Annotated in this window: 26 protein-coding genes and 1 riboswitch; of the genes, 11 read left to right on the forward strand and 15 right to left on the reverse strand. The window is 63.9% G+C overall.

Annotation, left to right across the window (positions count from 1 at the left end):
- Position 1 precedes the first annotated feature (1 nt).
- Complete coding sequence (locus FJ972_RS22740) at positions 2-928, reverse strand: histone deacetylase family protein (RefSeq protein ID WP_140520810.1); 927 nt, start codon at positions 926-928, stop codon at positions 2-4.
- A 121-nt stretch (positions 929-1,049) separates the two neighbouring features.
- Positions 1,050-1,230: riboswitch (cobalamin riboswitch) on the forward strand.
- A gap of 48 nt (positions 1,231-1,278) precedes the next feature.
- Between FJ972_RS22740 and bluB the strand changes: the two genes are divergently transcribed.
- Positions 1,279-2,031, forward strand: coding sequence for a 5,6-dimethylbenzimidazole synthase (bluB, locus tag FJ972_RS22745; protein ID WP_140520811.1), 753 nt, complete (start codon positions 1,279-1,281; stop codon positions 2,029-2,031).
- A gap of 43 nt (positions 2,032-2,074) precedes the next feature.
- Here the strand turns inward: bluB and FJ972_RS22750 are convergent, their stop codons facing one another.
- Positions 2,075-2,680: a TetR/AcrR family transcriptional regulator gene (locus tag FJ972_RS22750; RefSeq protein WP_140520812.1), complete on the reverse strand. Its 606-nt coding sequence runs from the start codon at positions 2,678-2,680 to the stop codon at positions 2,075-2,077.
- A gap of 118 nt (positions 2,681-2,798) precedes the next feature.
- Between FJ972_RS22750 and FJ972_RS22755 the strand changes: the two genes are divergently transcribed.
- On the forward strand, positions 2,799-4,022 hold the full coding sequence (locus FJ972_RS22755) for an MFS transporter (RefSeq protein WP_140514810.1): 1,224 nt from the start codon (positions 2,799-2,801) through the stop codon (positions 4,020-4,022).
- A gap of 50 nt (positions 4,023-4,072) precedes the next feature.
- On the opposite strand, the gene ribB is transcribed toward FJ972_RS22755, so the two are convergent.
- Together ribB and aroC are read right to left on the reverse strand one after the other, a co-directional pair.
- Positions 4,073-5,173, reverse strand: coding sequence for a 3,4-dihydroxy-2-butanone-4-phosphate synthase (gene ribB, locus FJ972_RS22760; RefSeq protein WP_140520813.1), 1,101 nt, complete (start codon positions 5,171-5,173; stop codon positions 4,073-4,075).
- Between the two features lie 100 nt (positions 5,174-5,273).
- Positions 5,274-6,395, reverse strand: a complete 1,122-nt coding sequence (gene aroC, locus FJ972_RS22765) for a chorismate synthase (protein WP_140520814.1) — start codon at positions 6,393-6,395, stop codon at positions 5,274-5,276.
- A 182-nt stretch (positions 6,396-6,577) separates the two neighbouring features.
- Here aroC and FJ972_RS22770 point away from each other — a divergent pair, with 182 nt between their 5' ends.
- Positions 6,578-6,838, forward strand: a complete 261-nt coding sequence (locus FJ972_RS22770) for a DUF1344 domain-containing protein (protein WP_140498049.1) — start codon at positions 6,578-6,580, stop codon at positions 6,836-6,838.
- 104 nt (positions 6,839-6,942) lie between these two features.
- On the opposite strand, the gene FJ972_RS22775 is transcribed toward FJ972_RS22770, so the two are convergent.
- The 4 genes from FJ972_RS22775 to FJ972_RS22790 all read right to left on the reverse strand — a co-directional run bounded on the left by FJ972_RS22775 (position 6,943) and on the right by FJ972_RS22790 (position 10,015).
- Positions 6,943-7,530 carry a histidine phosphatase family protein gene (locus FJ972_RS22775; RefSeq protein ID WP_140520815.1) on the reverse strand — a complete coding sequence of 196 codons (588 nt, stop codon included), beginning with the start codon at positions 7,528-7,530 and terminating at the stop codon, positions 6,943-6,945.
- 52 nt (positions 7,531-7,582) lie between these two features.
- On the reverse strand, positions 7,583-8,401 hold the full coding sequence (gene fabI / locus FJ972_RS22780; RefSeq protein ID WP_140498045.1) for an enoyl-ACP reductase FabI: 819 nt from the start codon (positions 8,399-8,401) through the stop codon (positions 7,583-7,585).
- Between the two features lie 105 nt (positions 8,402-8,506).
- Complete coding sequence (locus tag FJ972_RS22785) at positions 8,507-9,454, reverse strand: DnaJ C-terminal domain-containing protein (RefSeq protein ID WP_140498043.1); 948 nt, start codon at positions 9,452-9,454, stop codon at positions 8,507-8,509.
- A 99-nt stretch (positions 9,455-9,553) separates the two neighbouring features.
- The gene (locus tag FJ972_RS22790; protein ID WP_140498041.1) at positions 9,554-10,015 is read right to left on the reverse strand and encodes an RT0821/Lpp0805 family surface protein; all 462 of its coding nucleotides are present in this window, start codon (positions 10,013-10,015) and stop codon (positions 9,554-9,556) included.
- Positions 10,016-10,055: 40 nt separating this feature from the next.
- Here FJ972_RS22790 and pdxH point away from each other — a divergent pair, with 40 nt between their 5' ends.
- Positions 10,056-10,673, forward strand: coding sequence for a pyridoxamine 5'-phosphate oxidase (gene pdxH, locus FJ972_RS22795; protein ID WP_140498039.1), 618 nt, complete (start codon positions 10,056-10,058; stop codon positions 10,671-10,673).
- Positions 10,674-10,814: 141 nt separating this feature from the next.
- On the opposite strand, the gene FJ972_RS22800 is transcribed toward pdxH, so the two are convergent.
- A complete protein-coding gene (locus FJ972_RS22800; RefSeq protein ID WP_140520816.1) occupies positions 10,815-11,564 on the reverse strand; it encodes a crotonase/enoyl-CoA hydratase family protein in 750 nt (249 codons plus the stop codon).
- A gap of 19 nt (positions 11,565-11,583) precedes the next feature.
- Positions 11,584-13,353, reverse strand: a complete 1,770-nt coding sequence (locus FJ972_RS22805; protein ID WP_140520817.1) for an acyl-CoA dehydrogenase — start codon at positions 13,351-13,353, stop codon at positions 11,584-11,586.
- Between the two features lie 227 nt (positions 13,354-13,580).
- On the opposite strand from FJ972_RS22805, the gene FJ972_RS22810 reads away from it, so the two are divergent.
- The 4 genes from FJ972_RS22810 to FJ972_RS22825 all read left to right on the forward strand — a co-directional run bounded on the left by FJ972_RS22810 (position 13,581) and on the right by FJ972_RS22825 (position 15,898).
- A complete protein-coding gene (locus FJ972_RS22810; RefSeq protein ID WP_140498033.1) occupies positions 13,581-13,829 on the forward strand; it encodes a hypothetical protein in 249 nt (82 codons plus the stop codon).
- A 38-nt stretch (positions 13,830-13,867) separates the two neighbouring features.
- Positions 13,868-14,155: a DUF1778 domain-containing protein gene (locus FJ972_RS22815; protein ID WP_140520818.1), complete on the forward strand. Its 288-nt coding sequence runs from the start codon at positions 13,868-13,870 to the stop codon at positions 14,153-14,155.
- Between the two features lie 8 nt (positions 14,156-14,163).
- Positions 14,164-14,655, forward strand: a complete 492-nt coding sequence (locus FJ972_RS22820) for a GNAT family N-acetyltransferase (protein ID WP_226880376.1) — start codon at positions 14,164-14,166, stop codon at positions 14,653-14,655.
- A gap of 127 nt (positions 14,656-14,782) precedes the next feature.
- Entirely contained in the window at positions 14,783-15,898 is a 1,116-nt protein-coding gene (locus FJ972_RS22825) for a glycoside hydrolase family 25 protein (protein ID WP_140520964.1), read from the forward strand.
- A gap of 24 nt (positions 15,899-15,922) precedes the next feature.
- Here the strand turns inward: FJ972_RS22825 and purD are convergent, their stop codons facing one another.
- Both purD and FJ972_RS22835 read right to left on the reverse strand, forming a co-directional pair.
- Positions 15,923-17,206 carry a phosphoribosylamine--glycine ligase gene (purD, locus tag FJ972_RS22830; protein WP_140520820.1) on the reverse strand — a complete coding sequence of 428 codons (1,284 nt, stop codon included), beginning with the start codon at positions 17,204-17,206 and terminating at the stop codon, positions 15,923-15,925.
- Positions 17,207-17,364: 158 nt separating this feature from the next.
- The gene (locus FJ972_RS22835) at positions 17,365-18,186 is read right to left on the reverse strand and encodes a phytanoyl-CoA dioxygenase family protein (RefSeq protein ID WP_140520821.1); all 822 of its coding nucleotides are present in this window, start codon (positions 18,184-18,186) and stop codon (positions 17,365-17,367) included.
- A gap of 91 nt (positions 18,187-18,277) precedes the next feature.
- Between FJ972_RS22835 and FJ972_RS22840 the strand changes: the two genes are divergently transcribed.
- Positions 18,278-19,189 carry a LysR family transcriptional regulator gene (locus FJ972_RS22840; protein ID WP_140498023.1) on the forward strand — a complete coding sequence of 304 codons (912 nt, stop codon included), beginning with the start codon at positions 18,278-18,280 and terminating at the stop codon, positions 19,187-19,189.
- A gap of 68 nt (positions 19,190-19,257) precedes the next feature.
- The gene (ubiA, locus tag FJ972_RS22845) at positions 19,258-20,241 is read left to right on the forward strand and encodes a 4-hydroxybenzoate octaprenyltransferase (protein ID WP_181172069.1); all 984 of its coding nucleotides are present in this window, start codon (positions 19,258-19,260) and stop codon (positions 20,239-20,241) included.
- A gap of 75 nt (positions 20,242-20,316) precedes the next feature.
- On the opposite strand, the gene FJ972_RS22850 is transcribed toward ubiA, so the two are convergent.
- From FJ972_RS22850 to FJ972_RS22860, 3 genes are all read right to left on the reverse strand, one after another.
- Positions 20,317-20,883 (reverse strand): DUF6101 family protein, encoded by a 567-nt coding sequence (locus FJ972_RS22850; RefSeq protein WP_140498020.1) that lies wholly within the window; start codon positions 20,881-20,883, stop codon positions 20,317-20,319.
- A gap of 182 nt (positions 20,884-21,065) precedes the next feature.
- Positions 21,066-22,496, reverse strand: coding sequence for an FAD-binding oxidoreductase (locus FJ972_RS22855; protein ID WP_140520822.1), 1,431 nt, complete (start codon positions 22,494-22,496; stop codon positions 21,066-21,068).
- 10 nt (positions 22,497-22,506) lie between these two features.
- Positions 22,507-23,481: an L-threonylcarbamoyladenylate synthase gene (locus FJ972_RS22860; protein ID WP_181172062.1), complete on the reverse strand. Its 975-nt coding sequence runs from the start codon at positions 23,479-23,481 to the stop codon at positions 22,507-22,509.
- A gap of 161 nt (positions 23,482-23,642) precedes the next feature.
- On the opposite strand from FJ972_RS22860, the gene FJ972_RS22865 reads away from it, so the two are divergent.
- Complete coding sequence (locus FJ972_RS22865) at positions 23,643-24,092, forward strand: hypothetical protein (RefSeq protein ID WP_140498011.1); 450 nt, start codon at positions 23,643-23,645, stop codon at positions 24,090-24,092.
- The last annotated feature ends 44 nt before the right edge of the window (positions 24,093-24,136 follow it).

Raw genomic sequence — 24,136 nt, forward strand, 5'->3', positions numbered from 1 at the left:
TTCATCCTTTCATCAGTCGCCCGACATGGGCGGCGACCGAAAATGCCAATCCTTGCAGATCGTAGCCGCCCTCGAGCAGGCTGACGAGCCGGTTGCCGCTGTGGCGCGCCGCGCGCTGCATGAGTTGGCCGGTCGCCCAGTCGAAATCATCCTCGGTCAGGTTGATCTCGGCCAGCGGGTCGCGATGATGCGCATCGAAGCCGGCCGAAATGATGATCAGGTTGGGTGCAAAATTGTCGAGCGAGGGCAGCACGCGCGACAGGAAGGCATCGCGGAACGCCTCGCTGCCGGTCTGCGGCGCAAGCGGCGCGTTGACGATGTTGCCGGCGCCGGTTTCGTTCTTTGCTCCGGTGCCCGGGTAGAGCGGCATCTGGTGCGTCGAGCAATAAAGCACGGACGGATCGTCCCAGAAAATATCCTGCGTGCCGTTGCCGTGATGCACGTCCCAGTCGACGATGGCGACACGTTCGATATCGTGTTTGTGCTGTGCATAACGTGCGGCGATGGCCGCCGTGTTGAACAGGCAGAAGCCCATCGCGGTCGCTTTCTCGGCATGATGGCCGGGCGGCCGGGCGGCGACGAAAACGTTGTCTGCCCTGCCGGCAAAGACGTCGTCGACGGCGGCGTTGGCGGCTCCGATCGCGGTGATCGCCGCCTGCCAGCTCTTCGGGCTGGCCGTTGTGTCGGCATCGATGCGGGCGATGCCCGTCTCGGGAATGGCGGCGCGTACCCGCTCGACGAAATCCTCGGGATGCGCGTAGAGAATGGTGGCCTCGTCGCCTTCCGGCGCCTCGAGGCGGTCGAGCGCGGCAAAAGCCTCGTCGTCGAGCACGCGCTCGATGGCGCGCAAGCGGTCCGGCCGCTCCGGATGGCCGGGCGGCGTGATGTGCTCAAGGAAGATCGGATGGGTGTAGAGACGAGTGGCCATGCCCCCTATCTAGTGCCCCGGCGCGGCGATGGCCATGCGTTGCGGCCTGATGGCTGGGGAAAATCGCGCCTGCGTCCATTCGCGTCGCCGCGGGGATTGGCGGCGCAGGGGCTTCGTCGTAAAGTCCCGGCCACTGCCTGGTGCCCGCCGCGAGCGGGAGAATCGGGAACACGGTTTGATACCGTGGCGTGCCCAACGCTGTAAGGGGGACCGCGCCGGTAAATGCCACTGTCGAGGACGGGAAGGCGCCGGATGAGGGTTGATCCCGAGCCAGAAGACCGGCCTGGCAGGCATCGTCATCCGCATGGTCAGGCGGACGGCAGTTGATTGCAATCGCAAGGGGACAAGCGATGCCGGACAATATGACCATCCCCGTGGGTGACGGATTCGACCAGATGGCGCGCGATGCGGTCTACCGCGCCATGTTCACGCGGCGCGATGTCCGCAGCCATTTTACATCAGAGGCCGTCGACGACGAGGTCTTGGCGCGGCTGCTGCTTGCCGCCCATCACGCGCCATCGGTCGGCTTCATGCAGCCATGGAATTTCATCGTCATTCGTGGCACCGAACGACGGGAACAGGTGCGCGACCTGTTCCTCGCGGCGCGCGAGCAGGAATTGCCGGCGATCGAGGAAGAGCGGCGGGCGCTCTACCGCAAGCTCAAGCTGGAAGGCATCTGCGAAAGCGCGCTCAATATCTGTATCACCTGCGACCGCCGACGCTCACAGGGTTCGCCGCTGGGACGCTGGCACAATCCCGAGATGGATCTCTACAGCACGGTCTGCGCGGTGCAGAATTTCTGGCTGGCGGCGCGCGCCGAAGGCGTCGGCGTTGGCTGGGTCAGCATTATCGAGGCGCAGGCGTTGAAAGGCCTTCTGTCGATTCCCGAGCATGTGACGCCGGTGGCCTATCTCTGTGTCGGCCGTGTCTCGGAGTTCGCGCCGAAACCGGACCTCGAAACACATGGCTGGGGGCGGCGGCTGCCGCTGCCCGAGCTGATCATGAGCGAGACGTTTTGCGGACAGGGCGAAGTTCCGCTCAAATCAACGATCGCACGCCTCAAGGCGGCAACATGCGAAAAGTCTGACAAACCCTTGATTTGATTGCGGATACGGCATGCCCAGAGCTGCCGGCGGCCTGCCGTCGTCAGGCGGCTCCGGCATCATTCCTCAACAATCCTTCGAGCAGTTGCTTGAATGCCGCCACCACGGTCTTTGATGTCGCTTCCGGGTCGTTCGAATTGGCGATCCGCTGCGCCGCCTGGCTGCTCGCCCCGTTGATCAGCCGTGCCGCGGTCTCGGGGTCTACGCCCGGGACAACTACCCCGTCGCCCTGCAGCGTCGTCAGGTGATCGGTCATCGACGCGACGCAGGCATTGGCGTTCGGCCATTGCGCGGGATCCCCCAGCACGGCCGGACCGTCCCGAAACATGATGCGCTGGATTTCCGGCTCCAGCGCCATTTCGATGTAGCTCGTGCATTCGTCGACGAAGCTTTGCCAGCGGGTCGGTGCTTTCGCTGCAACCTCATTCACCCGTGCCGCCATCTCGGCGTCTATCTCGGCGATAACCGCCTGCAAAAGCCCCTTCTTGTCCCCGAAATGATGATAGAGCGCACCGCGCGTCAGCCCGGCCGATGCGGTGAAATCATCCATCGATGCCTCGGCATAACCGATCGTTCCGAACGCATGCCGGGCCGCGGCAATCAATTTGGCGCGCGTTTCGGCGATCATTTCCCTGCGGGGCTTGTGCATCTCTTCTGGCCTTATCCACATACGTCACGTATGCCAATTGACATACGCGACGTATGATCTATTTAGTTCATACGCATCGTATGTAATTTCCGAATCGCCTTTTGTCGAGGAACGGACCATGCAGAACCCCTATTCCGAGATCTTTCGAGCCCCTGGCGCCAAGGGCTTTGCCGCTGCAGGCTTCATGGCGCGCCTGCCGATCGCCATGGCGCCGATCGGCATCGTGGCGATGCTGTCGCAGACGCGTGGCGAATACTGGCTGGCGGGTGCCGTCTCGGCGACATTCGCGCTGGCCAACGCTTTCCTGGCGCCGCAGATCTCCAGGCTGGTCGACCGCCTCGGCCAGACATGGATCGTCGTGCCCACCACCATCATCTCCGTGCTGGCATTCCTGCTGCTGATTGCGTCGGCCAACCAGGATTGGCCGGTATGGACAATGTTCGTGTCGGCGCTGCTGGCAGCGGCCATGCCCAGCATGCCGGCAATGGTGCGCGCGCGCTGGACCGAGCTTTTTCGCGGCCGGCCGGAGATGAACACCGCCTTCGCCTTCGAATCGGCGGCCGACGAACTGGTCTATATCGCCGGCGCGTCGCTGTCGGTGGGCCTCAGTGCGGCGCTGTTTCCGGAAGCAGGCATGCTGGCGAGCACGTTGTTTCTCGCTTTGGGCTCGATAGCATTCATCCTGCAGCGATCGACCGAGCCGAAAGTGCGGCCGGTGGACCATGGTTCGACTGGCTCGGCAATCCGCCTGCGGCCGGTACAGATCATCACCTTCACCCTGATCTTCATCGGCGCGACCTTCGCGACGACGGAAGTGAGCACCGTGGCGATCACCAAGGAGTTCGGCCAAGCCGGTGCCGCAAGCCTGGTGATCGGCGTCTATGCGCTGGGATCGTTCGTGTTGGGCATCGTGGTCGGCGCGCTCAACCTCAAGACGCCGCTACAGCGCCAGCTGACCGTCGCGGTCGCCATCATCGCAGTCAGCACGATTTTGCCGCTCACCGCCGACAGCGTGCCGATTTTGGCGCTGACCGTCTTCATCAGCGGCGTGGCGATCTCGCCGACTTTCATCACGGCATTCGGCCTGATCGAACGGCATGTGCCGGAAGCGATGCTGACCGAGGGCATTACCTGGGTGACAACGGGAATCGGCATCGGCATGGCGCTGGGCTCTTTCGCCGCCGGCGCGGTGGTGGATGCGTTCGGCGCCCAGAACGGGTTCTGGGTCTCGGTGGTCGCGGGCGGCATCGCGCTGGTCACGGTGCTGCTCGGCCAGCGCAGTCTTGCCACTCACAAATGCGAGTTGGATGGGTGTGAAGCGGCCGTCGCTGCCGCGGAATGAACCATGACGCGTCCGGTTCAGCGGATCGGACGCTATTGCCGCCGTCGAACCTAGAGAATCTCGGTCTTGGCGATGTGGATGCCAAAACCTTCGAGGCCGACATAGTGGCGCTCGCGCGAGGCGATCAGCTTGATCGAGGAAATGCCGAGATCCTTCAGGATCTGCGCGCCGAGCCCGATCTCGCGCCATTCATTCTCGCGGCGGCGCGCCTCTTCGTGATCCTCGCGGTCGCCGCTCGCCGGCCGGTTGCGCTCCTGGTGGGCGACGCCGACCGAGCCCTCGCGCAGATAGACGATGACGCCGCGCTTGCGCTCGCCCATCGCCTTCATGATGCCGTCCAGCCGGTGGCTGGTGCCGAAGACGTCCGTCACCACGTCCTCGGAGTGCAGACGCACAGGCACCTCTTCTCCGTCGCGGATGTCGCCGAAGACGACGGCGACATGGTGCATGGAATCCCAGGGCAGCGTGTAAGTGAAGACCTGCGCCTTGCCGCCGAGCGTGTCGATCTCGGAGCATGCCACGCGTTCGACCAGCGTTTCCTTGCGTTGCCGGTAAGCAATGAGGTCGGCGACAGAAACCTGCTTGAGGCCGTGCTCCTCGGCAAAAGCCGCGACCTGCGGGCCGCGCTTGACGGTGCCGTCGTCATTGACCAGTTCCGAGATCACGCCGATCGGCGGCAGGCCGGCGAGCTTGCACAGATCGACGGCCGCCTCGGTATGGCCCGAACGCATCAGCACGCCGCCTTCGCGCGCGATGAGCGGGAAGATGTGGCCGGGGCGGACGAAATCGGAGGCGCCGACATTGCCGTTGGCGAGATTGCGCACGGTCAGCGTGCGGTCGTCGGCCGAAATGCCTGTCGTGGTACCATGCTTGAAATCGACGCTGACGGTGAAGGCGGTGGTGTGCGCCGAATCATTGTCGGCGACCATCGGCGCAAGGTTGAGGCGCTTGGCCTCCTCGCGCGGCATCGGCGTGCAGACGATGCCCGAAGTGTTGCGCACGATGAAGGCCATCTTTTCCGGCGTGCAATGGACGGCGGCGACGATCAGGTCGCCCTCGTTCTCGCGCCCGTCATCATCCATGACGACGACGATCTCGCCGCGCTCGAAAGCCCGGATTGCTTCGACGATCTTCTTCTGGTCGTAAGACATGGAATGCTCGCTTCGCTCGCAAGGGAGTAGGGGAATAGGGCAGTAAGGCAGTAGGGGAAAGGAAAAATTGCTCGTCTCGCGGGCAGCTTAACAGACTGCCCTACTGCCCTACTGCCCTACTGCCTTCCTTACCTGTCTGTCCTCGGTGCCGCAGATAATGGTCGGCGATTGCGCAGGCAACCATCGCCTCGCCGATCGGTACGGCGCGAATGCCCACACACGGATCATGGCGACCCTTGGTCATCACTTCGACGTCGTTGCCGTCCTTGTCGATCGACTTCCGGGGCGTCAGGATCGAAGACGTCGGCTTGACGGCGAAGCGGGCGATGATCGCCTGGCCGGTCGAGATGCCGCCAAGGATGCCGCCGGCATTGTTGGACAGGAACACCGGCTGGCCGTCATTGCCGATGCGCATCTCGTCGGCATTCTGTTCGCCGGTGATGCGGGCGGCCTCGAAGCCGTTGCCGATCTCGACGCCCTTGACGGCGTTGATCGACATCAGGCCTGACGCGATATCCTGGTCGAGCTTTGCGTAGATCGGCGCGCCGAGGCCGGCCGGAACGCCGTCGGCGACGATCTCGATCACGGCGCCGACGGAGGAACCCGCCTTGCGGATGCCGTCGAGATAGCTCGTGAAAACGGGAACGGACGCCGGATCCGGCGTGAAGAACGGATTGTCCGCGTCGCCAATGAAATTCCAGTTCCAGTTGGCGCGGTCGATCGACTTCTCGCCCATCGATACCAGTGCACCGCGCACCACCATGCCCGGCACGACCTTGCGGGCGAGGGCTCCGGCGGCGACCCGAGCCGCGGTCTCGCGCGCCGAGGATCGGCCGCCGCCGCGATAGTCGCGCACGCCGTATTTGACGTCATAGGTGTAGTCCGCATGGCCCGGCCTGTACTGGCGGGCGATCTCTCCATAGTCCTTCGAGCGCTGGTCGACATTCTCGATCAGCATGGAGATCGGCGTACCTGTCGTGATCATCGTCTCGCCGTCATCGTCAAGGATGAAGCCCGACAGCACCTTCACTTCGTCAGGCTCACGGCGCTGCGTGACGAAGCGCGACTGTCCGGGCCGGCGCTTGTCGAGTTCGGCCTGGATTTCGTCACGCGTGAAGCGGATGCCGGGTGGGCAGCCGTCGACCACGCAGCCCAATGCGGCCCCATGGCTTTCGCCCCAGGTGGTGACGCGGAAAAGATGGCCGAACGTGTTGTGAGACATCGCAAAGTGCCCTGCCCGGCATCGGAGCCGACTGAAGCCTGCCTTCTATTGGCGTTTTCCACAGGGGTCAAACCGTGATCTTCGGATTTAGTTTTGACACATTCGATTGGTTTCTGCTCTGCTCCATTCGCCGTTGAGGATCCGCCGCTACCCATGCCGGCGCAATACCAAAGAGGACGATGATGCGTACCCTGATTGGCGCTGTTGCCGCCACATTCCTGCTTTGCACCGCCGCTTTCGCCGGGCAGACCGAAGGCCTGATCAAGAAGATCGACAAGGACGCGCTGACCCTGACGCTGGACGACGGCAAATCCTACAAGCTGAACGCGGAAACCGATCTCGACGCGCTGAAGCCGGGCATGGACATCGTCATCGCCTATGACGTGACCAACGGCGAAAACGTCGTCACCGATATGCAGTTGCCTGACAGCGACTCCGACTAGGCTTCCAATGCAAATCGGCTGTTCGGCGTTTGTTGAGCCGTTACAGCCGTTTTATGCACCTGCGCCGGCAGCCTGCATGAGCCTTCCTGGATCGTGCCGGGTGCCTAAAGCCATCCCAAGGTGTCGCCTTCCAGCTTGAGCACGCGGTCCTGCGGTATCGCCAGCTTCGCCGCATCGTCCTCGGCCATGTCAAGCACGAAGCGAAACAAGGTGCGCATAACGCCGCCATGCGTCACGCAGACTGTCTGGCGCTCGAGCGCGTCGAACCACGGCTTTACCCGTTCGAGTAGCATCTGGTAGCTCTCGGCATCTTTGCCCGGCGGCTGAAAATTCCATTTGTCCAGCGCACGGGTCCTGCTCGCACCCGGAAATTGCGTCTCCAACTCGGCAAAGGTGAAACCCTGCCAGTCGCCGAAATTCACTTCAACAAGGCGGGGGTCGGTCCCATAGGCAGCCGGGTCGAGCTTCATGGCGGCGCGAATGCGCTCCATGGTCTCGCGCGTGCGCCGCATCGGGCTGGCGACGAAATCGAACTCTGCTGGATTGGAGATCAGGTCAGCCAGCCGATGCCCGTTTGCGCTCGCCTGCTCGCGGCCGAGCGCGTTGATGTCGGTATCGGCCTGCCCCTGAAGCCGGAATTCGGCATTCCACGCGGTCTGGCCGTGGCGCACGATATAAACCAGCGGGTACATCAGGTCTTCCGGAGGTCGGGCCAGGGCCTGGGCGGAGGATAGGCGGAGGGAGTTAATCCTTGACCGTCGAAATATCGGGTGCGTCAACCGCCTTCATGCCGACGACGTGATAGCCGGAATCGACATGATGCACTTCGCCGGTGACGCCGCGCGACAGGTCGGACAGGAAATAGACGCCGGAATCGCCGACCTCTTCCTGGGTGACCGTCTGCTTCAGCGGCGAATTGTATTCGTTCCACTTCAGGATGTAGCGGAAGTCACCGATGCCGGAAGCGGCCAGCGTCTTGATCGGGCCTGCCGAGATCGCGTTGACGCGGATCTTCTTGGCCCCGAGATCGACGGCGAGGTAGCGCACGCTGGCCTCGAGTGCGGCCTTGGCGACGCCCATGACGTTGTAATGCGGCATCACCTTTTCGGCGCCGTAATAGGTCAGCGTCAAAAGCGAACCGCCATCGGTCATCAGCGCCTCGGCGCGCTTGGCGATGGTGGTGAAGGAATAGACCGAAATGTCCATCGTGCGCAGGAAATTATCGCGCGTCGTCTCGACATAGCGGCCGGTCAGTTCGTCCTTGTCGGAAAAAGCGATGGCATGGACGAGGAAGTCGAGCTTGCCCCAATGATTGGCGACATTGGCGAAAACCTCGTCGAGGCTCGCCGGATCAGTTACATCGCAATGGCCGGCGACAAAGGCGCCGAGTTCCGCGGCCAGTGGCTCGACCCGCTTCTTGAACGCTTCACCCTGATAGGTCAGCGCGATCTCGGCGCCGTGGTCGACGCATGCCTTGGCGATGCCGTAGGCGATCGACCTGTTGTTGGCGACGCCGAGGATCAGGCCGCGTTTGCCGGCCATCAGGCCCTGTCCACCCGCCATATGCGTGCTCTCCGCAAGATTTCTTATTTGTGGAGAGCCCTATCGCACAGGCACAGAGCCCCTTCAAGCGCTCAAACGGGACAGTTCGGGGACAAGAGCCGCCAATCAGCCTTTTTGGCTGCGCAACAGCCCTTCGAGCGCGCTGTCGCCGCCTTCTGGCAGCATGATGCGCACATGGGCGTAGAGATCACCGTGGCCGCCGGCCTTTTCCGGCAGGCCCCTGCCCTTCAGGCGCAGGACCTTGTCCGAACTCGACCAGGCGGGAACGTTGACCGCGAGCTTGCCGGTCGGCGTTTCGACGGCCACCTTGGCGCCAAGCACGGCATCGGCCAGCCCCACCGGCAAATCGGCATGCAGGTCGCGGCCCTCCAGGCGGTAGCGCGGATGCCGGCGGAAGCGGATCTTGACCAACGCGTCGCCGGGCTGGCCCGGCCCTTGCTCGCCCTGCCCCTTCAGCCGGATGGTCTGCCCGTCCTCGACATAGGCCGGCAGCTTGACCGCCACCTTGCGACCGTCAGGGAACATCGCCGTGACCTTTTCAGCGTTCGCCGCTTCCTCGATGGTAATGTCGAGCGTGACATTGAGGTCGGCGGCGGTTGCCGGCTGGCGGCGGTCACCCATTCCTGCCCCGCTTTGGCCGGGGCCGCGCGAGCCGGAGAAGACGTCGCCAAAAATCTGGCTGAAGATATCGCTGTTGCCATCGAACGGATCGCCGCCAGGGCGTCCGGAGCGGAACTCGAATCGCGAACCGCCGGCTCCCTGCTGCTGGCGGCGAAAACCGCCGAAGGGGTCACCGCCACCGGGGGCGCCCTCGAAGCCCTGGAAACGCGGCTTGCCGTCGGCGTCGATCTCGCCGCGATCGAAAGCGGCACGGGTCTTCTCGTCGCCGACGATCTCATAGGCCTGATTGGCCGCGGCAAAACGGTCCTTCGCCTTGGGATCATTCGGATTCTGGTCCGGATGATGCTTCTTGGCGAGTTTGCGGTACGCCGATTTTATGTCCTTGGCCGATGCGTTCTTTGCAACGCCCAGCACCTCATAGGGGTCGCGCATGCTTCCTGCCCTGGAGAAAGAGTGAGTCCATAGTCGCCTCTTATATGCGCTCGCATAGGAAGAAATTCCAGTGCTGGACGTTATTTCAGAGGTGGAAGATCAAAGCGCCCTGAAGTCCTGCATACGCCAGCCGCCGGCGCTGGCCAGGCAAAGTTCGCCCGCGAACATGGCAACGCCGTCAAAGCTTTCGCGCGAAGCCTTGAAGCGGCGGCAGGTCTGACCCCCGTCCTTCAATTCCGCCAGTTCGGTGATGGAGCCGCGCGAACCCGTACCGGCATTGGCCCACGGCACGGCTTGACCGCCGAGCTGCTCGATGTCGGCGGAGGACACCGCGTTGCCGATCGTCGTCTGGTCGGAATCGCGGTCCGAATCGGCCGACGCGGCTGGAGCCGAAATGCTGCCGGTCAGGATCGAGCGATCGACCTCGGCTTTTTGCAGGCTGAAGCCGCCCGCGCCACATGCGGCAAGCGGCAAGGCAATCATCACGATCGCGGCTTTGGCGCTGGCTGAAGCAAATAGGCTGCCTTGCCTGCTGTCAAAAGCTTGCGCGATACGCGACAATCGGCAACCTCCCCTGTTTGATGAAAATTTGAGAAAAACTATGAGTGAGACTGAGTTAACAAGCGGTGACTTTACCGAGGCCGCCGAGCCGTTTCGCCTTTTTGCCGCATGGCTGGACGACGCCACCAAAAGCGAAATGAACGACCCCAACGGCGTGGCGTTGGCAACCGTCGATGCCGAGGGCATGCCGGATGTGCGGATGGTGCTGCTCAAGGGCTTCGATGAGAGCGGCTTTGTGTTCTACACGAATTTCGAAAGCGCCAAGGGCCGGGAGATCCTGGGCAGCATGAAGGCGGCGATGTGCTTCCACTGGAAATCGCTGCGCCGCCAGGTGCGCGTGCGCGGGCCGGTGGAGATCGTCAGCGATGCCGAGGCCGACGCCTATTACGCGACACGGCCGCGCGGCAGCCGCATCGGCGCCTGGGCCTCGAAACAGTCGCGGCCGCTGGAAAGCCGGTTCGCGCTGGAAAAGGCGGTGGCCGAATACACGGCCCGCTACGCCATCGGCGAGATTCCGCGCCCAAAACACTGGTCGGGTTTCCGCATCGTGCCGAAGACGATCGAGTTCTGGCACGACAGGCCGTTTCGGCTGCATGACCGCGTGGTGTTTTCGCGCAATGCCGGGGGCGGTTGGGAGAAGACGCGGCTTTATCCCTGAGTTTGTAAACTAGCGCCGACATCCTCACTGCGCCTAGCCCGGGCTGGCCAGTGGCGACCGAGGCACGCGGGATAGGTCGGCGCTCCACCCCACCCGACCCTGCGGGCCGACCTCCCCATCTAGGGGAGGCGGGGGGCCGAACTATTTTTTTCTGGTCATGAATGCCGTCAGTGCAGCGCGGGCTTCGTCCGATTTCAGCCGCTCGCGAAAATGCTCGCTTTCCACGTTGATGCGGGCGACGAGGTCCTCGCGAGAGCCGCGCATCAGGTCGCGCGCGATCCTGAGCGCCTGCGGCGGCTTGGCGGCGATCTGGCCGGCGGCCGCCAGAACCGACGCCTCCAGCGCTCCTTCCTCGACAACTTCGTAGATCAGACCAGCGGCCTTGGCGCGTTCGGCCGAGAAGCCTTCGCCAAGGCCGAGCAGCGCGAACGCGCCCTGCTGGCCCAGGATGCGCGGCGCCAGCAGGCTCGATCCCGCTTCGGGCACAAGGCCGAGGTCGACGAAGGGTGTCCTGAACACGGTGCGCGGCGTGGCGAAGGTCAGGTCGCAGTGCAAATTGAGCGTGGTGCCGATGCCGACCGCGATGCCGTCGACACCGGAGACGATGGGTTTTGCGACCCTGGCCAGCGCCATCAGGAAATCCCAGACTTCCGTGCCGCCTTCGCCGCCAGTGGCGACGACCATGAAATCGGCGAGGTCGTTGCCGGAGGAGAAGGCACCGGGCACGCCGAGAAAGACATGGACGCGAATTGCCGGATCCGCATCCCCTTCGGCCAAGGTTTGCGACATCTTGGCGTACATGGCGCGCGTCAGCGCGTTCTTCTTGTCCGGGCGGTTTATGCGGATGATCTGGATGGCGCCCTGGCGCTCGACGAGGATATGGTCTGTCACGGTTCTTTCCTTGTGAACGTCAGGCGGAAATCAATGTCTTGCCGGCAGCGGCGAGGCTTGCGGCGCCGTCGACAACGCGCTCCTTCAAGGCACCTGTCTCGCCGAGCAGGTTTTCGGCGAAGAAGCGGCAAAGGGCGATGCGGCCCTGATCGGCAACGGCGCCCCGCGCCAGGTAGGCGCCGCCGGCTGCAAGCGAGACCAGCCGGAGATAGGGTGTCGCGCCGGCAAGCGCCTCGCCAGTCCGGCCATCGGCCGACAGTTTTTGCAGGAAACGTGTCGCTTGCGTCAGATCGTCGAGCCCGCGGTCGAGAGCATCGGCCGTATGGCCAAACCCTTCGAGATTCGATGTCCGCACGGCGCTGGCGACAGCGGCAAGCTCGGCGATGAAGCCGTGCACATGCTCGCCGCCGCCCAGCGGCAGTTTTCGGGTCACCAGATCGATCGCCTGGATGCCGTTGGTGCCCTCGTAGATCGGCGCGATGCGGGCGTCGCGATAGAGTGCCGCAGCCCCCGTCTCCTCGATGAAACCCATGCCGCCATGGACCTGGACGCCAAGCGAGGCGACCTCGACGCCGATATCGGTGGAAAAAGCCTTGGCAAGCGGCGTCAACAGGTTGGCCCGGTCGCGCCAATGCGCCGCCTGGTCACCAGACGATACGCGCGCCAGGTCGATGGCATGGGCACAGGAATAGCTGATCGCCCGCGCGATCTGCGTCAGCGCCTTCATGGTCAGGAGATTGCGCTGCACGTCGGGGTGATGGACGATCGGCGCCATGCCGGCGCCGGCGTAATCCGCCGCCTTGCCCTGGCGGCGCTCATTGGCATAGGCGATCGCCTTCTGGGTCGCGGCTTCCGCGACCGCCACGCCCTGCATCCCGACGGCGAGGCGGGCATTGTTCATCATGGTGAACATGCAGGCCAGCCCCTTGTTCTCCTCGCCGATCAGCCATCCGATGGCGCCGGGCTTGGCGCCCTGAAAACCGTCGCCATAGATCATGGTGCAGGTCGGAGAGGCATGGATGCCGAGCTTGTGCTCGAGGCCCGAACAGAAGACGTCGTTGCGTGCGCCAGGCGAGCCGTCCGCGCCGACCAGGAATTTCGGCACCAGGAAGAGCGAGATGCCGCGCGTGCCCGCAGGCGCGTCAGGCAGCCGCGCCAGTACCAGATGGACGATATTGTCGGTGAGATCATGCTCGCCATAGGTGATGAATATCTTCTGGCCGAAGATGCGGTAGGTGCCGTCGCGGGCGGGTTCGGCGCGCGTGCGCAAGGCAGCGAGGTCCGAGCCGGCCTGCGGCTCAGTCAGGTTCATCGTGCCCATCCACTCGCCGGAGACGAGCTTTGCGAGATACTTGGCCTTGAGCTCTTCCGAAGCGTGCTTGTCGAGCGCCTCGACCGCACCCATGGTCAGCGTCGGGCCAATGCCGAAGGCCATGGCGGCGGAATTCCACATTTCGAGCGCGGCGACGCCGAGCATGGTCGGAAGCGCCTGCCCGCCATATCCTTCCGGGCCGGAGAGCGCGTTCCAGCCGCCGTCGATCCAGCGGCGATAAAGTTCCTTCCAGCCCGGCGGCATGGTCACTGCCGCGTCCTTCAGCACCGCGCCGTGCTCGTCGCCGATCTTGTAGAGCGGCGCGACCTCTTCGGTGGCGAAGCGGCCGGCCTCGCTAAGAACGGCGTCGACGAGATCCTCGCCGAGATCGCCGAACGTGCCGTCATCGAGGGCAGGCTTCAGGCCGGCCACATGCTTGAGGGTGAACGCGATGTCCTCGACCGGTGCCAGATACATGCCGCTCGCTCCTCCTGATGCATCGGCCAGGCTGATCCTAGGACCTGAGTGGGACCTGCTTGCCACACACCGTATTCGCCTTTGGGCGATCGCCCATCTTCTTTTTACGTAAACGTCAAATTTTGTCACGCTGATTTTGCAATCGCGCCGGCTCGTATTAAATGCGATGGACGCCGGGTCAAAATCGACCGGCAACAGACCAGAACCAGCCGACTGGAAACCAACTCATGCTTGCCAGACCTGACGCCTACCGTTGTATCGAGTGCGGCCTGCCCTACCGGGCGGCGGGGTTCTCATACTATCACGGTGAATTGGAAAACGGCGCCGCCTATTGGTCGGATCGCGGTATATTGTGCTCGCCGAAATGCTCGCTCGCCCATCATCGCAAACGCGCGGCCGAAGGCACGCTGCCGCAACAGCCCGCGCCGGATCCGTTTGAAGTTCAGCCATTCGGCCGCGCTGACCGTCGCACTTGATATGTATTCCCGTACATACCGTGCTAGAGGTGATCGAAATGACAAACCAACTGACCCGTACCTCCCGTCTCGAAGCTCGGATATCCCCGGATATGCTGAGTGTGGTGAAACGTGCCGCCGAAATCCAGGGCCGCAGCGTCAGCGACTTCGTGGTCTCCGCAGCGCAGGAAGCTGCACAACGCACCATTGAGGAGGTCGCTATCATCCGCCTGTCCATCGAGGATCAGCTCGCTCTGGTAGAGGCCATTCTCAATCCGCCCGAACCTAATGAAGCGCTGCGCAAAGCCGCCGACGCCTACAAGCGAGTTGTCGTCGAATCCCGGTGAGTCTAGGCTTGATCATCGAGCCGCTGGGCGGATCGTATGATCGTAAGGCATTCAGCTGTGGCGTGCTGGCACTCGACCAATATCTACACGAGTTGGCAAGCCAGGACGTCAAACGCCGAGTTAGAAACTGCTTTGTCGCCGCGGACCGTGATGTCGATCTCATTGCCGGATACTACACTCTTGCAGCGTCAAGTGTGCCCATCACTTCTCTGCCGGAAGACCTGACAAGACGCCTACCGCGTTACCCGGTCCTGCCCGCCATATTGATCGGAAGGTTGGCAGTCGATACCCGATATCAGGGACAAAGAGTAGGATCGATACTGATCGTGGATGCACTTCGGCGCTGCGCCCAAGCTGCTCCTGCTTCCTTCGCACTGATCGTCGACGCAAAGGACGACAAGGCCGCCGCCTTCTATTGCAAATATGGTTTCAGGCCATTTCAAGACCGGCGGTTGTCGCTGTTCCTATCGGTAGCGACGGCATTGAAGCTGTTCGGCTGACGGACCGCATTGCCTTGAAAGCGAATCCTTAACCATAGCGGTCCAGGATTTGCCTTTGATCAACGGGGATTCCTGTTTGAAGAGAACGGCGCATCTTCTTCGCCGCCCAGCGATCGCTCTCGCGGCGATGATGGCGCTGACACCGGCGGCAAGGGCCTCGGATTTCTCCGAGCCGTGGAAAAGTGCCGACCGGGCGCTTGTCGTCGATGCCTACGAATACAATTCCATCGACTGGGCGCAGCTTGCCACGGACAGGCGCGTCGTCGGCTTCATCAACAAAGCCTCCGACGGCATGTCGCCGCCCTATTCCTGCTCCGGAGACGATACCGAGGTCAAACTCTGCAAGGCACTGTGGAAACGCCATGCGGTGACGCGCGAACTGTTCCAGACGCGCAAGGTGGTCGCCAAGGCGCTCGGCCTGAAATGGGGCGCCTATCACCTCGCCCGCCCCGGCAATCCGGTCGAGCAGGCCAATAATTTCCTTGATTTCGCTGATCCCGCGCCGGACGACCTCATGGCCCTCGACATCGAAGGCATCGATCCCGCGCAATGGATGTCGCTCGACGACGCCGAGGCGTTCGTGCGCCAGGTGCATCGGCGCATCGGCCGCTTCCCGGTACTCTACACCAATGGCAAGACCGCCCAGTATATCGCCGACAACAGCTACAAATACCGGCTGCTGTCGCGGCTGCCGCTCTGGTACGCGCGCTACAAGCCTGACATCGACGTGCATTTTCCCATCGGCAACTGGCAAGGCTATGCGCTCTGGCAGTTTTCGGCGCAGGCCAATTGCGGCCGCTTCCGTTGCCCCTACAGGGTAGCCGGGACGCCGGACGACATCGACGTCAACGTCGCGCCGACAGATGCCGCCATGCTGCGCCAGCAATGGCCGTTCGGCGGGCTGATCGACGTGCCCGCGGATTATCTCGCCAGCGTACCGGTGCCGCTCTCGCGCGAAGCCGCTTTGGCCGGCAAGACCACCCTCATCTACGCCGATGTGGCGACGCCGCCGAGTTTCGGGGAAATGGTCGCGGTGCTTGGTTCGCGCTGGTCGAAATTCCGCGACGGGTTCCGCATGCCTGTCGTGAAGACGGTGCCGCGGCGGCCGATCTTCGGCATCGTCCAATATGTCTCCTGGAAGCGCACCGGGCAGCGTACCCCAGCGCAACTCGACGCCGCCTTCGCTGCGGCGGCGGACCCGGTGAGCACCGCTTCTACCGAACCCGACCGCGGCAAACGCTGAATTTGTGCGACCGGATGCTTGCGGTCAGCTTGCTCCTGCCGCTTCGCGCGCCACGGCCTGCCAGCCAATGTCGCGGCGGCAGAAGCCCTGCGGCCAGTCGATACGGTCGAGCGCGGCATAGGCCTTCTCCTGCGCCTCGCCGACAGTCGCGCCGACCGCGGTGACGTTCAAGACGCGACCGCCATTGGCGACCAGCGCACCGCCATTGATGGCGGTGCCGGCATGGAAAATCTGGGCGCCTTCGCTGGCAGCCTCATCGAGCCCGCGAATGACCGAGCCTTTTTCGGGCGTCCCGGGATAGCCCCTCGCGGCCATGACGACGGTCAGTGCCGCCTCGTCGCTCCAGCGCGCCGATATGTGCGCGAGCTGGCCATCGACGGCGGCATTGAGCAGCACCAGCAGGTCGTCCTTCAGCCGCATCATCAGCACCTGGCATTCGGGGTCGCCGAAGCGGGTGTTGTATTCGATCAGCTTCGGCCCTTCGTCCGTTATCATCAGCCCGGCGAAGAGAATGCCGGCGAAGGATGCACCCGTTAAAGCCATGCCGCGCATGGTCGGTTCGATGATCTCGCGCATGGTGCGCTCTACCATCTGCGGCGTCATTACCGGGGCCGGCGAATAGGCGCCCATGCCGCCGGTGTTGGGGCCGACATCACCGTCGCCGACGCGTTTGTGATCCTGCGCGGTGCCGAAGGGCAGTGCTGTAGTGCCGTCGCACAGGCAGAAGAAGCTGGCCTCCTCGCCGGTCAGAAACTCCTCGATCACCACTTCCGCGCCGGCCGTGCCGAAAGAGCCGTCGAAACAGGCGTCGAGCGCGGCCAGCGCCTCATCCATCGTCATTGCGACCGTGACGCCCTTGCCCGCGGCAAGGCCATCGGCCTTGATGACAATCGGCGTGCCCATCTTCTCGACATAGGCCTTGGCCGATGCCAGGTCTGAGAAACGGCCATAGGTGGCGGTGGGGATGTCATATCTGGCGCAGAGATCCTTGGTGAAGCCCTTCGATCCTTCGAGCCGCGCCGCCGCACGCGACGGGCCAAAGACGCGGATGCCCCAGCCGCGCAGATCGTCTGATATGCCGGCCACCAGCGGCCCTTCCGGCCCAACCACTACGAGGTCGATCTGCTTGTCCTTGCAGAAGGCGGCGACAGCGGAATGATCGGCGATGTCGAGCTTGACCAGCTCCGCCTCGCGGCCGATGCCAGGATTGCCGGGCGCAGCATAGAGCTTGGTCAGCAACGGCGACGCGGCGATCTTCCAGGCGAGCGCATGTTCGCGGCCGCCGGAGCCGAGAAGAAGAACGTTCATGGCCACCTCTTGATGCCTGTAATCTTCCAAAGAACCCGCTATTGCTCTCTGGACGACGGGTCAAGGCATCCGGGCGATTTGGTCGAAATTGCGCACGGGAACGTTACCCCTGCCAGAAAATCGGCGGCGTCCTCCGCCGCCGATTTCGGGCAAGCGCCTCAGCTCTGGAAGACGATCGGGAACCAGTCCTCGCGCAGCTTCTGCCCCGGCTGCATGCCATGGCCATGATAGGGCGGCGAGGTGCGCCCCGGCCGTTCGACATAGTGGGCGTCGTCGCCGACCCAGCGCAGCGAAAGCGCCCGCCGCCGCGCCGCAGTGAGGTTGCCGCGCGCGCCATGCGCTGTCCTGAAATCGAACAGGATGGCATCGCCCGGCTCCATTTCCCATTCAAGCACCTCCAGCGAGGGGTCCGTGTCTGGATCCGGCACCGGCAGGTAGTCGCCCTCGTCGGCATAGAAATTGCTGTCGTCGAGCCAACGCACCGGCAGGATCATCTTGTCCCATTTGTGCGAGCCGGCAATCAGCCGCAGCGTTGCCTCCTTTACAGGGTCGATAGGGATCCAGAAGCTCACCGTCTGCCGGCCGTCGACGAAGTAGTAAGGGATATCCTGATGCCAGGGCGTCGGCTTCTGGGTGCCCGGTTCCTTGACAAGGACATGATCGTGGAAGAACTGCGCCGTGCGCGACCGCATCACCGCGGCCGCCAGTTCGGCCGCCGGCGATTCGCGCACCAGCTTGACGAATTCGGGAATGCGTTCCCAGTTGCAGTAGTCGTCGAAGAAGCTGCCGCGGCCGTTGGCGATGTCCGAGGCGGTGGCGCTGCGGTTTTGCATGTTGCGCTCGATGCCGGCGGCGATCGTTTCGACCCAGTCCTTGAAAGCGCCGCGGATGCAGACAGCGCCGTCGCGCTGGTAATCCGCTATTGTCCGCGCATCGATCAAGCCTGTGTCGATCGCGCGAGGTGCGGTCCGGGAAGCCATGGCATTCTCCTTTCAGGGATCGATGCCACTATCGCAACCCTCTTTCATTCAGTAAAATAATAACTTCTGATCCGTCATATAGTTATATTCTATGAGCCCTACCCTCACGCAATTGCGCTATCTGGTTGCCGTCGCTCGCCATGGCAGCGTTACCCGCGCGGCCAGGGCGTTGAACGTTTCACAGCCGTCCATTTCGGTGGCCATCGACGCGGTCGAACAGGATTTCGGCCAGAAACTCTTCGTGCGCCAGCGCGGAAGCGGCGTTTCGCTGACATCCTTCGGCCGCGCCGTGGTGGCCAAGGCGAAACAGGTCCTTGCCGAGACGGACGAGCTCATCGGTCTCGGCTCGCGCAAGTCGGCGCTCGGGGGCGAACTGGTGCTCGGATGCTTCGAAGATCTGGCGCCTTATTTCGCGCCGGCCCTGATCCGCGCCTTCTCGGAACGCCATCCTGAGGTTGCAGTGATCGTGCGCGACGAGACCTTCGAGACGCTCGGGCGGCGCCTCGGCGATGCCGCCGTCGACCTCGGGCTCACCTACGATCTCGGCCTGCCTTCGCATTTCGCCCGTATCCTGCTGCATGAACTCAGGCCGCATGCGCTTTTGCCGGCCGGACACGTGCTGGCGGATCGTCCCGATGTCAGCCTGGCCGATCTGGCCGCCTATCCGCTGATCACGACGGACCAGCCGCATAGCTGGCAGCACATGCTGGACCTGTTCCGCAGCCGTGGCCTGTCGCCGATCGCCGACAGGCAGACAAGCTCGTTCGAACTCCAGCGCAGCATGGTGGCCAACGGCTTCGGCGTCGCCGTCAGCTACACGAGGCCGCATGGCGACCGCAGCTATGACGGCTTGCCTCTCGTCTGCAAACCGCTTTCCGATCCGCTGCCCATGCAGCGCATCATCCTCACCCATGACACGCATCAGCGCCTGCCCAATGCCGTGCTGGCCTTCATCGACGTGGCAAAGGGCTGGTTCTCCACCCGCGACATCTTCGCCTCCTGAAGCGCTGACGAATGCCACTGCCCTGCTCGCCGCTTGACGGTTTGCGCGGCTGCTGCCACTCCATCGTCATGGAAACGGTTCAGTCGAAAGCAGCCCAGGGCCGCGTCGCCGACGCGCCGAACGGCCATTGGGTCTACCGCGTGCTGCCGCGGCCGATATGGCCCTACGCACAGCTTGCCCGATGGGACCGGCCGATCGGCTGGCAGTTGCTTTTGTGGCCGTGCTGGTGGTCCGCGGCTCTCGCGGCCAGCGCCTATCCGCGCCCGGGCGATCCGCTGCTTTCACTGCTGCCGGCGCCCTTGTATCTCGTGCTGTTCCTGGCCGGCGCCATCGCCATGCGCGGCGCCGGCTGCACCTACAACGACTTGGCTGACGAAGACATCGACAATCAGGTCGAGCGCACGCGCTCGCGGCCGCTTCCGTCGGGCAAGGTCACGCGGCGTGGGGCGTGGCTGTTTGTCATCCTGCAGGCACTGGTCGGACTTGCCGTGCTCTTGCAGTTCAACAGCTTCGCCGTCCTGCTCGGCGTCTGCTCGCTGGCCATCGTCGCCATCTATCCATTCATGAAGCGGATCACCAACTGGCCGCAACTGGTTCTCGGCCTTGCCTTTTCCTGGGGCGCGCTGATGGGATGGGCGGTTGAGTTCGGCGACCTCGACGGGCCGGCCATCATGCTCTATCTCGGCTCGATCCTGTGGGTGATCGGCTACGACACGATCTATGCGCACCAGGACAAGGAAGACGACGCCATCGTCGGCGTACGCTCGACCGCGCGCCTGTTCGGCGACAACACCAAGTCGTGGCTGGCCGGGCTTTACGGCGGCGCGCTTGTCTGCTTCGCCATCGCCTTCGCGTCAGCGCAGGCCCCTGTCGTGGCTCTGGCCGGACTTATCGCCGCCGGCGCCCACATGGCGCGGCAGATCCTGGTGCTGGATATCGACAATCCGGATCAATGCCTGCGGCTGTTCAGGTCGAACAACCAGGTCGGCTGGCTGATCTTCCTCGGCCTCATCGGCGGCGCGCTGTGGGTGGCGCTGAAGCCGCTGGTGTAGTTTTCTTTCCCTTCTCCCCGTTTACGGAGAGAAGGTGGCGGCAGCCGGCGCCAGCCTTCCAGACAGAATTTCAGCCTATTCGCGCGCGATGATCTCCTCGCCGCCGATCACCAGCCTGAGACCGAGGTCACCCGCCCTGCGGCGGGCGAGGAAGCGCGGGCGGCGCATGGTCGAAACGCGGCCCTTGCGGCGGTCCTGCGGCGGCAGCGTCTTGATGGCGGCGCCGAGCGATTCCTCCAGCGTGCGGGCGATGCCGTCCGATTCGATCAACAGCATCGGCAGGCGATAGGCGTCGGCCCAGGCGCGCCAGTCGGCGGCGACGTCGTCGAGATCGTCGGCCACCAGCAGCGGCACCGACAGCATCGGATCATTGTGCAGGAGTTCCAAAGTCACCGTGACGTTACCTTCCGGGTCCTCCATCGCGCGGGCGGCAACGCCGCGGAACGCATTGGCGGGCAGAGCGATGATTGCCGGTACGCCGCTCATCTCGAGCAGGCGGCGGATCACGGCGCCACGGTGGTCGATGGTGAAGGTCACGTCGCCATAGTCGTCGCGCGTGGCGTAGCTTACCACCTGCGGCAGGCGGAATGGGTCGAGGCGCATGTTGCGTCCCGCCCAGACTGGCTTCAGTCCAGTGTTCATTGAATGCCTTCCTGTTTCTCCTGAGAGCCGGTGTCCGGTTCTCTCCGGGCCAGTTTTCCCGGCCTCGTTATGGGGAAACAGTAGCGCGGCCTCCTTACCGCCGCGCTTAAGAAAGTCGGTTAAATTTTGCTGATCACGGGGATGGTTATCGGAATGCGACCGAGCGCTTGAATCCGAAAGGATCAGATAACCTTACCAGGATTCATGATGCCGGCGGGGTCGAAGGCCACCTTGACCCTGCGCATCAGGTCGATCGCCATCGGCGGGGCGGTGGCGATCAGTTCGTCCCGCTTCAACTGGCCGATGCCGTGCTCGGCCGAGATCGAGCCGTGGAAGGAGCGCACGACGTCGTGCACGGCCTTGTTCATGGGGTGGTAGAGATCGAGGAACGCCTGGTCGTCGCCGTCGACTGGCCGCGAGATGTTATAGTGGAGATTGCCGTCGCCCATATGGCCGAAGCAGACCACGCGCGCTCCGGGGCTGACCGAAGCCACCGCGCCGGCGGCCTCTTCGATGAAACGTGGGATCGATGCCACCGGCACCGAAATGTCATGCTTGATCGAGGCGCCCTCGGGCTTCTGTGCGTCGGGCAACACCTCGCGGAAATTCCAGAAGGCATCGCCCTGGGCGAGGCTGGCCGCGATCACCGCATCGCCGACGATTTCCTGTTCCAGCCCGGCCCCGAGCACGTCCTCGATCAGGGCCCTGGCATCCTCCGGTGAACGGCCGGACGAGATCTGCATCAGCACATACCACGGCCAATCCTGCGCCAGCGGCCGCACCACGCCCTGGGCATGCGCCAGCGTAAAATCGTAGGGCCGCTTGCCGATCAGCTCGAAGGCGGTGAGCGCGGCGCCGGCGCGGTCCGTCGCCAGGCTGAACAGCGACAGCGCCGCCTCGGCCGACGGCAGGCCGACGAACGCAACCTCGCGACCTTTCGGCTTCGGGAACAGTTTCAGCACGGCGGCGGTGATGATGCCGAGCGTGCCTTCGGCGCCGACGAACAGGTTCTTGAGGTCGTAGCCGGTATTGTCCTTCTTCAGCTTGCGCAGATCGTCGAACACTTCGCCCGTCGGCAGCACCACCTCGACGCCCAGGCAAAGCTCGCGCGCATTGCCATAGGCCAGCACGCCGGTGCCGCCTGCATTGGAGGAAAGGTTACCGCCGATCTGGCAGGAGCCCTGCGCGGCCAGCGACAGCGGAAACAGCCGGTCGGCGGCATCGGCCGCTTCCTGCAACGTCTGCAAGATGACGCCGGCCTCCGCCGTCACGGTGTTGGACAAGGCATCGATCTCGCGGATGCGGTTCAGCCGCGACAGGGACAGCACGATTTCGCGGCCGGACCTGTCCGGCACCTGGGCGCCGACCAACCCGGTATTGCCGCTTTGCGGCACGATTGGCGTTGCCGTCTCGGTCGCCAGCCGCAGGATCCGGCTGACCTCCTCGACGCTGCCTGGCCGCAGCACGAGCGATGTCGCGCCATGCCATAGCCCGCGCCGTTCGGTGATGTAGGGTGCTATATCGCGCTGGTCGCGCAACGCGTATTTTTCGCCTACGATCGCCGCGAAGCGGTCGATGAGAGCGGTGTCGGGAATCTCGGCGATGTCGGTCATGTGCGCGAAACTATGTTGGCGGCAAGCTATTGTCACGCGGCGCGGCGGCCCGCGAAAGCCGATCGTTGATCGCTTCGCCGAGCCCGTCGAAGGGAACGGGTTCCACGGCGATGGTCCGCGCGCCGCTGCGATCGAGTTGCTGCATGTAGGCGAAAAGATTGCTCGCCGCTTCGCGCAGGTCACCGGCCTCGGACAGATTGAGGCAGGCGGCCGCCTTTTGCCAGCCTTCGGCGCGACGTTTGCCGAAGGCCAGCAGCGCCTCGCCTTCGCCGACGGTCCCGGCGTTGAGCCGCACCGCGGCGTCAGGCGCATAGTGCGAGGCAAGCATGCCCGGCGCCTCGACACCGGCGTTGGCGCCGCGCAACAGGTCCATGCCGACGACCGCCTCGATTTCCTGGGCGGCAATGCCGCCGGGCCTCAGCAGACGCAATTTTCCCTCTTCGGCTTTGACGATGGTCGATTCCAGCCCGACCGGCGTCGCGCCGCCATCGACGACCAGCTTTATGCGTGCGCCGAGATCAGCCGCCACGGCCTGCGCCGTCGTCGCGCTGATCCTGCCGGAGGAATTGGCGCTGGGAGCCGCAAGCGGCCGGCCAAGCCTTGCAATCAGGTCGCCGCCAAAGCCCCTCGGCATGCGCAAGGCGATCGTGTCGAGCCCGGCGCTGACCAGCGGATGAATGCCGTTGCCGGGCCGCTGCGGCAGCACCAGCGTCAAAGGACCCGGCCAGAACGCAAGCGCCAATTTCCTCGACAGCGGATCGAACAAAGCAATGCGCTCGGCCATCGCCATGTCTGCGACATGGGCGATCAGAGGGTTGAAGCGCGGCCGACCCTTGGCCTCGAAGATACGCGCCACGCCAACGCCGTTGGTGGCGTCGCCGGCGAGCCCATAGACGGTCTCGGTCGGAATGGCGACCACATCGCCGCTTTCAAGCAGCGCCAATGCCCGTTCCATCGCCTCGCCGACGGCAAGAATTTCAGCCACTCTGGTCACCTCACGAATGCCGGCTGCGTAGTACGATGGCGTCCAAGGGGCAAGCCCGGCCCTTGGCGATTTAACAATCCCTAAAATGCTACGGTTCCGCGAAAGCCGGCATCAATTCCGACCCGCTATCGTGCGGCTTCGGGTAATGGGGAGCTTTCATCGTGTCTGTGCGTATTTGGGGAACGCTTGCTATCACGCTGGCGGCGATGGCCGGCGGGGCCCAGGCCTCGTCACTGGTCTTTCCCGGCGCGCCGTCCGCAACGCCGTCCATTGTCACGCTGGAGGCAGCCGATGCTGCCAAGGCAGGCGATATGCGGTCGGTCACCGCGCTCGGTGAACCTGACGTCACCTATGAAAAAGTGGCAGCGATCCCGAACGCGCCTGAGGCGCGGCACGGCTTCCTGCAAAACCCGATGATCATTCGCGGCGGTATTGTCGGCAGCGCCTTCTCGACGCCCACGCAGGCCAAGGCGCCGGCCACTGCCCCTGCAACCGCCACCGCTTCAGCGGCACCAGCGGCGAATGGGCAGGAGACCCCGGCGACATCACCGGCAGCCGCGCCGGCGGCGGCAGCGCAGCAGCCCGTCCCTGGGGTCGGCAAGCTCAAGTAGCGGCTGTCTTGACGTCGGTCCGGCGTCCGGCACCATTGCCGGAC

The organism is Mesorhizobium sp. B2-1-1, from assembly GCF_006442975.2.
Lineage (GTDB): Bacteria > Pseudomonadota > Alphaproteobacteria > Rhizobiales > Rhizobiaceae > Mesorhizobium.

Coding starts and splice junctions, on each gene's coding strand:
- FJ972_RS22815 (WP_140520818.1), top strand. CDS start 13,868: ATGACAAACCAACTGACCCGTACCTCCCGTCTCGAAGCTCGGATATCC.
- FJ972_RS22755 (WP_140514810.1), top strand. CDS start 2,799: ATGCAGAACCCCTATTCCGAGATCTTTCGAGCCCCTGGCGCCAAGGGC.
- FJ972_RS22785 (WP_140498043.1), bottom strand. CDS start 9,454: ATGCGCGACCCCTATGAGGTGCTGGGCGTTGCAAAGAACGCATCGGCC.
- FJ972_RS22835 (WP_140520821.1), bottom strand. CDS start 18,186: ATGGCTTCCCGGACCGCACCTCGCGCGATCGACACAGGCTTGATCGAT.
- pdxH (WP_140498039.1), top strand. CDS start 10,056: ATGAGTGAGACTGAGTTAACAAGCGGTGACTTTACCGAGGCCGCCGAG.
- FJ972_RS22850 (WP_140498020.1), bottom strand. CDS start 20,883: ATGAACACTGGACTGAAGCCAGTCTGGGCGGGACGCAACATGCGCCTC.
- FJ972_RS22770 (WP_140498049.1), top strand. CDS start 6,578: ATGCGTACCCTGATTGGCGCTGTTGCCGCCACATTCCTGCTTTGCACC.
- bluB (WP_140520811.1), top strand. CDS start 1,279: ATGCCGGACAATATGACCATCCCCGTGGGTGACGGATTCGACCAGATG.
- ribB (WP_140520813.1), bottom strand. CDS start 5,173: ATGTCTTACGACCAGAAGAAGATCGTCGAAGCAATCCGGGCTTTCGAG.
- aroC (WP_140520814.1), bottom strand. CDS start 6,395: ATGTCTCACAACACGTTCGGCCATCTTTTCCGCGTCACCACCTGGGGC.
- FJ972_RS22805 (WP_140520817.1), bottom strand. CDS start 13,353: ATGTATCTGGCACCGGTCGAGGACATCGCGTTCACCCTCAAGCATGTG.
- FJ972_RS22750 (WP_140520812.1), bottom strand. CDS start 2,680: ATGCACAAGCCCCGCAGGGAAATGATCGCCGAAACGCGCGCCAAATTG.
- FJ972_RS22740 (WP_140520810.1), bottom strand. CDS start 928: ATGGCCACTCGTCTCTACACCCATCCGATCTTCCTTGAGCACATCACG.
- FJ972_RS22840 (WP_140498023.1), top strand. CDS start 18,278: ATGAGCCCTACCCTCACGCAATTGCGCTATCTGGTTGCCGTCGCTCGC.
- FJ972_RS22810 (WP_140498033.1), top strand. CDS start 13,581: ATGCTTGCCAGACCTGACGCCTACCGTTGTATCGAGTGCGGCCTGCCC.
- fabI (WP_140498045.1), bottom strand. CDS start 8,401: ATGGCGGGTGGACAGGGCCTGATGGCCGGCAAACGCGGCCTGATCCTC.
- purD (WP_140520820.1), bottom strand. CDS start 17,206: ATGAACGTTCTTCTTCTCGGCTCCGGCGGCCGCGAACATGCGCTCGCC.
- FJ972_RS22855 (WP_140520822.1), bottom strand. CDS start 22,496: ATGACCGACATCGCCGAGATTCCCGACACCGCTCTCATCGACCGCTTC.
- FJ972_RS22825 (WP_140520964.1), top strand. CDS start 14,783: ATGATGGCGCTGACACCGGCGGCAAGGGCCTCGGATTTCTCCGAGCCG.
- FJ972_RS22775 (WP_140520815.1), bottom strand. CDS start 7,530: ATGTACCCGCTGGTTTATATCGTGCGCCACGGCCAGACCGCGTGGAAT.
- ubiA (WP_181172069.1), top strand. CDS start 19,258: ATGGAAACGGTTCAGTCGAAAGCAGCCCAGGGCCGCGTCGCCGACGCG.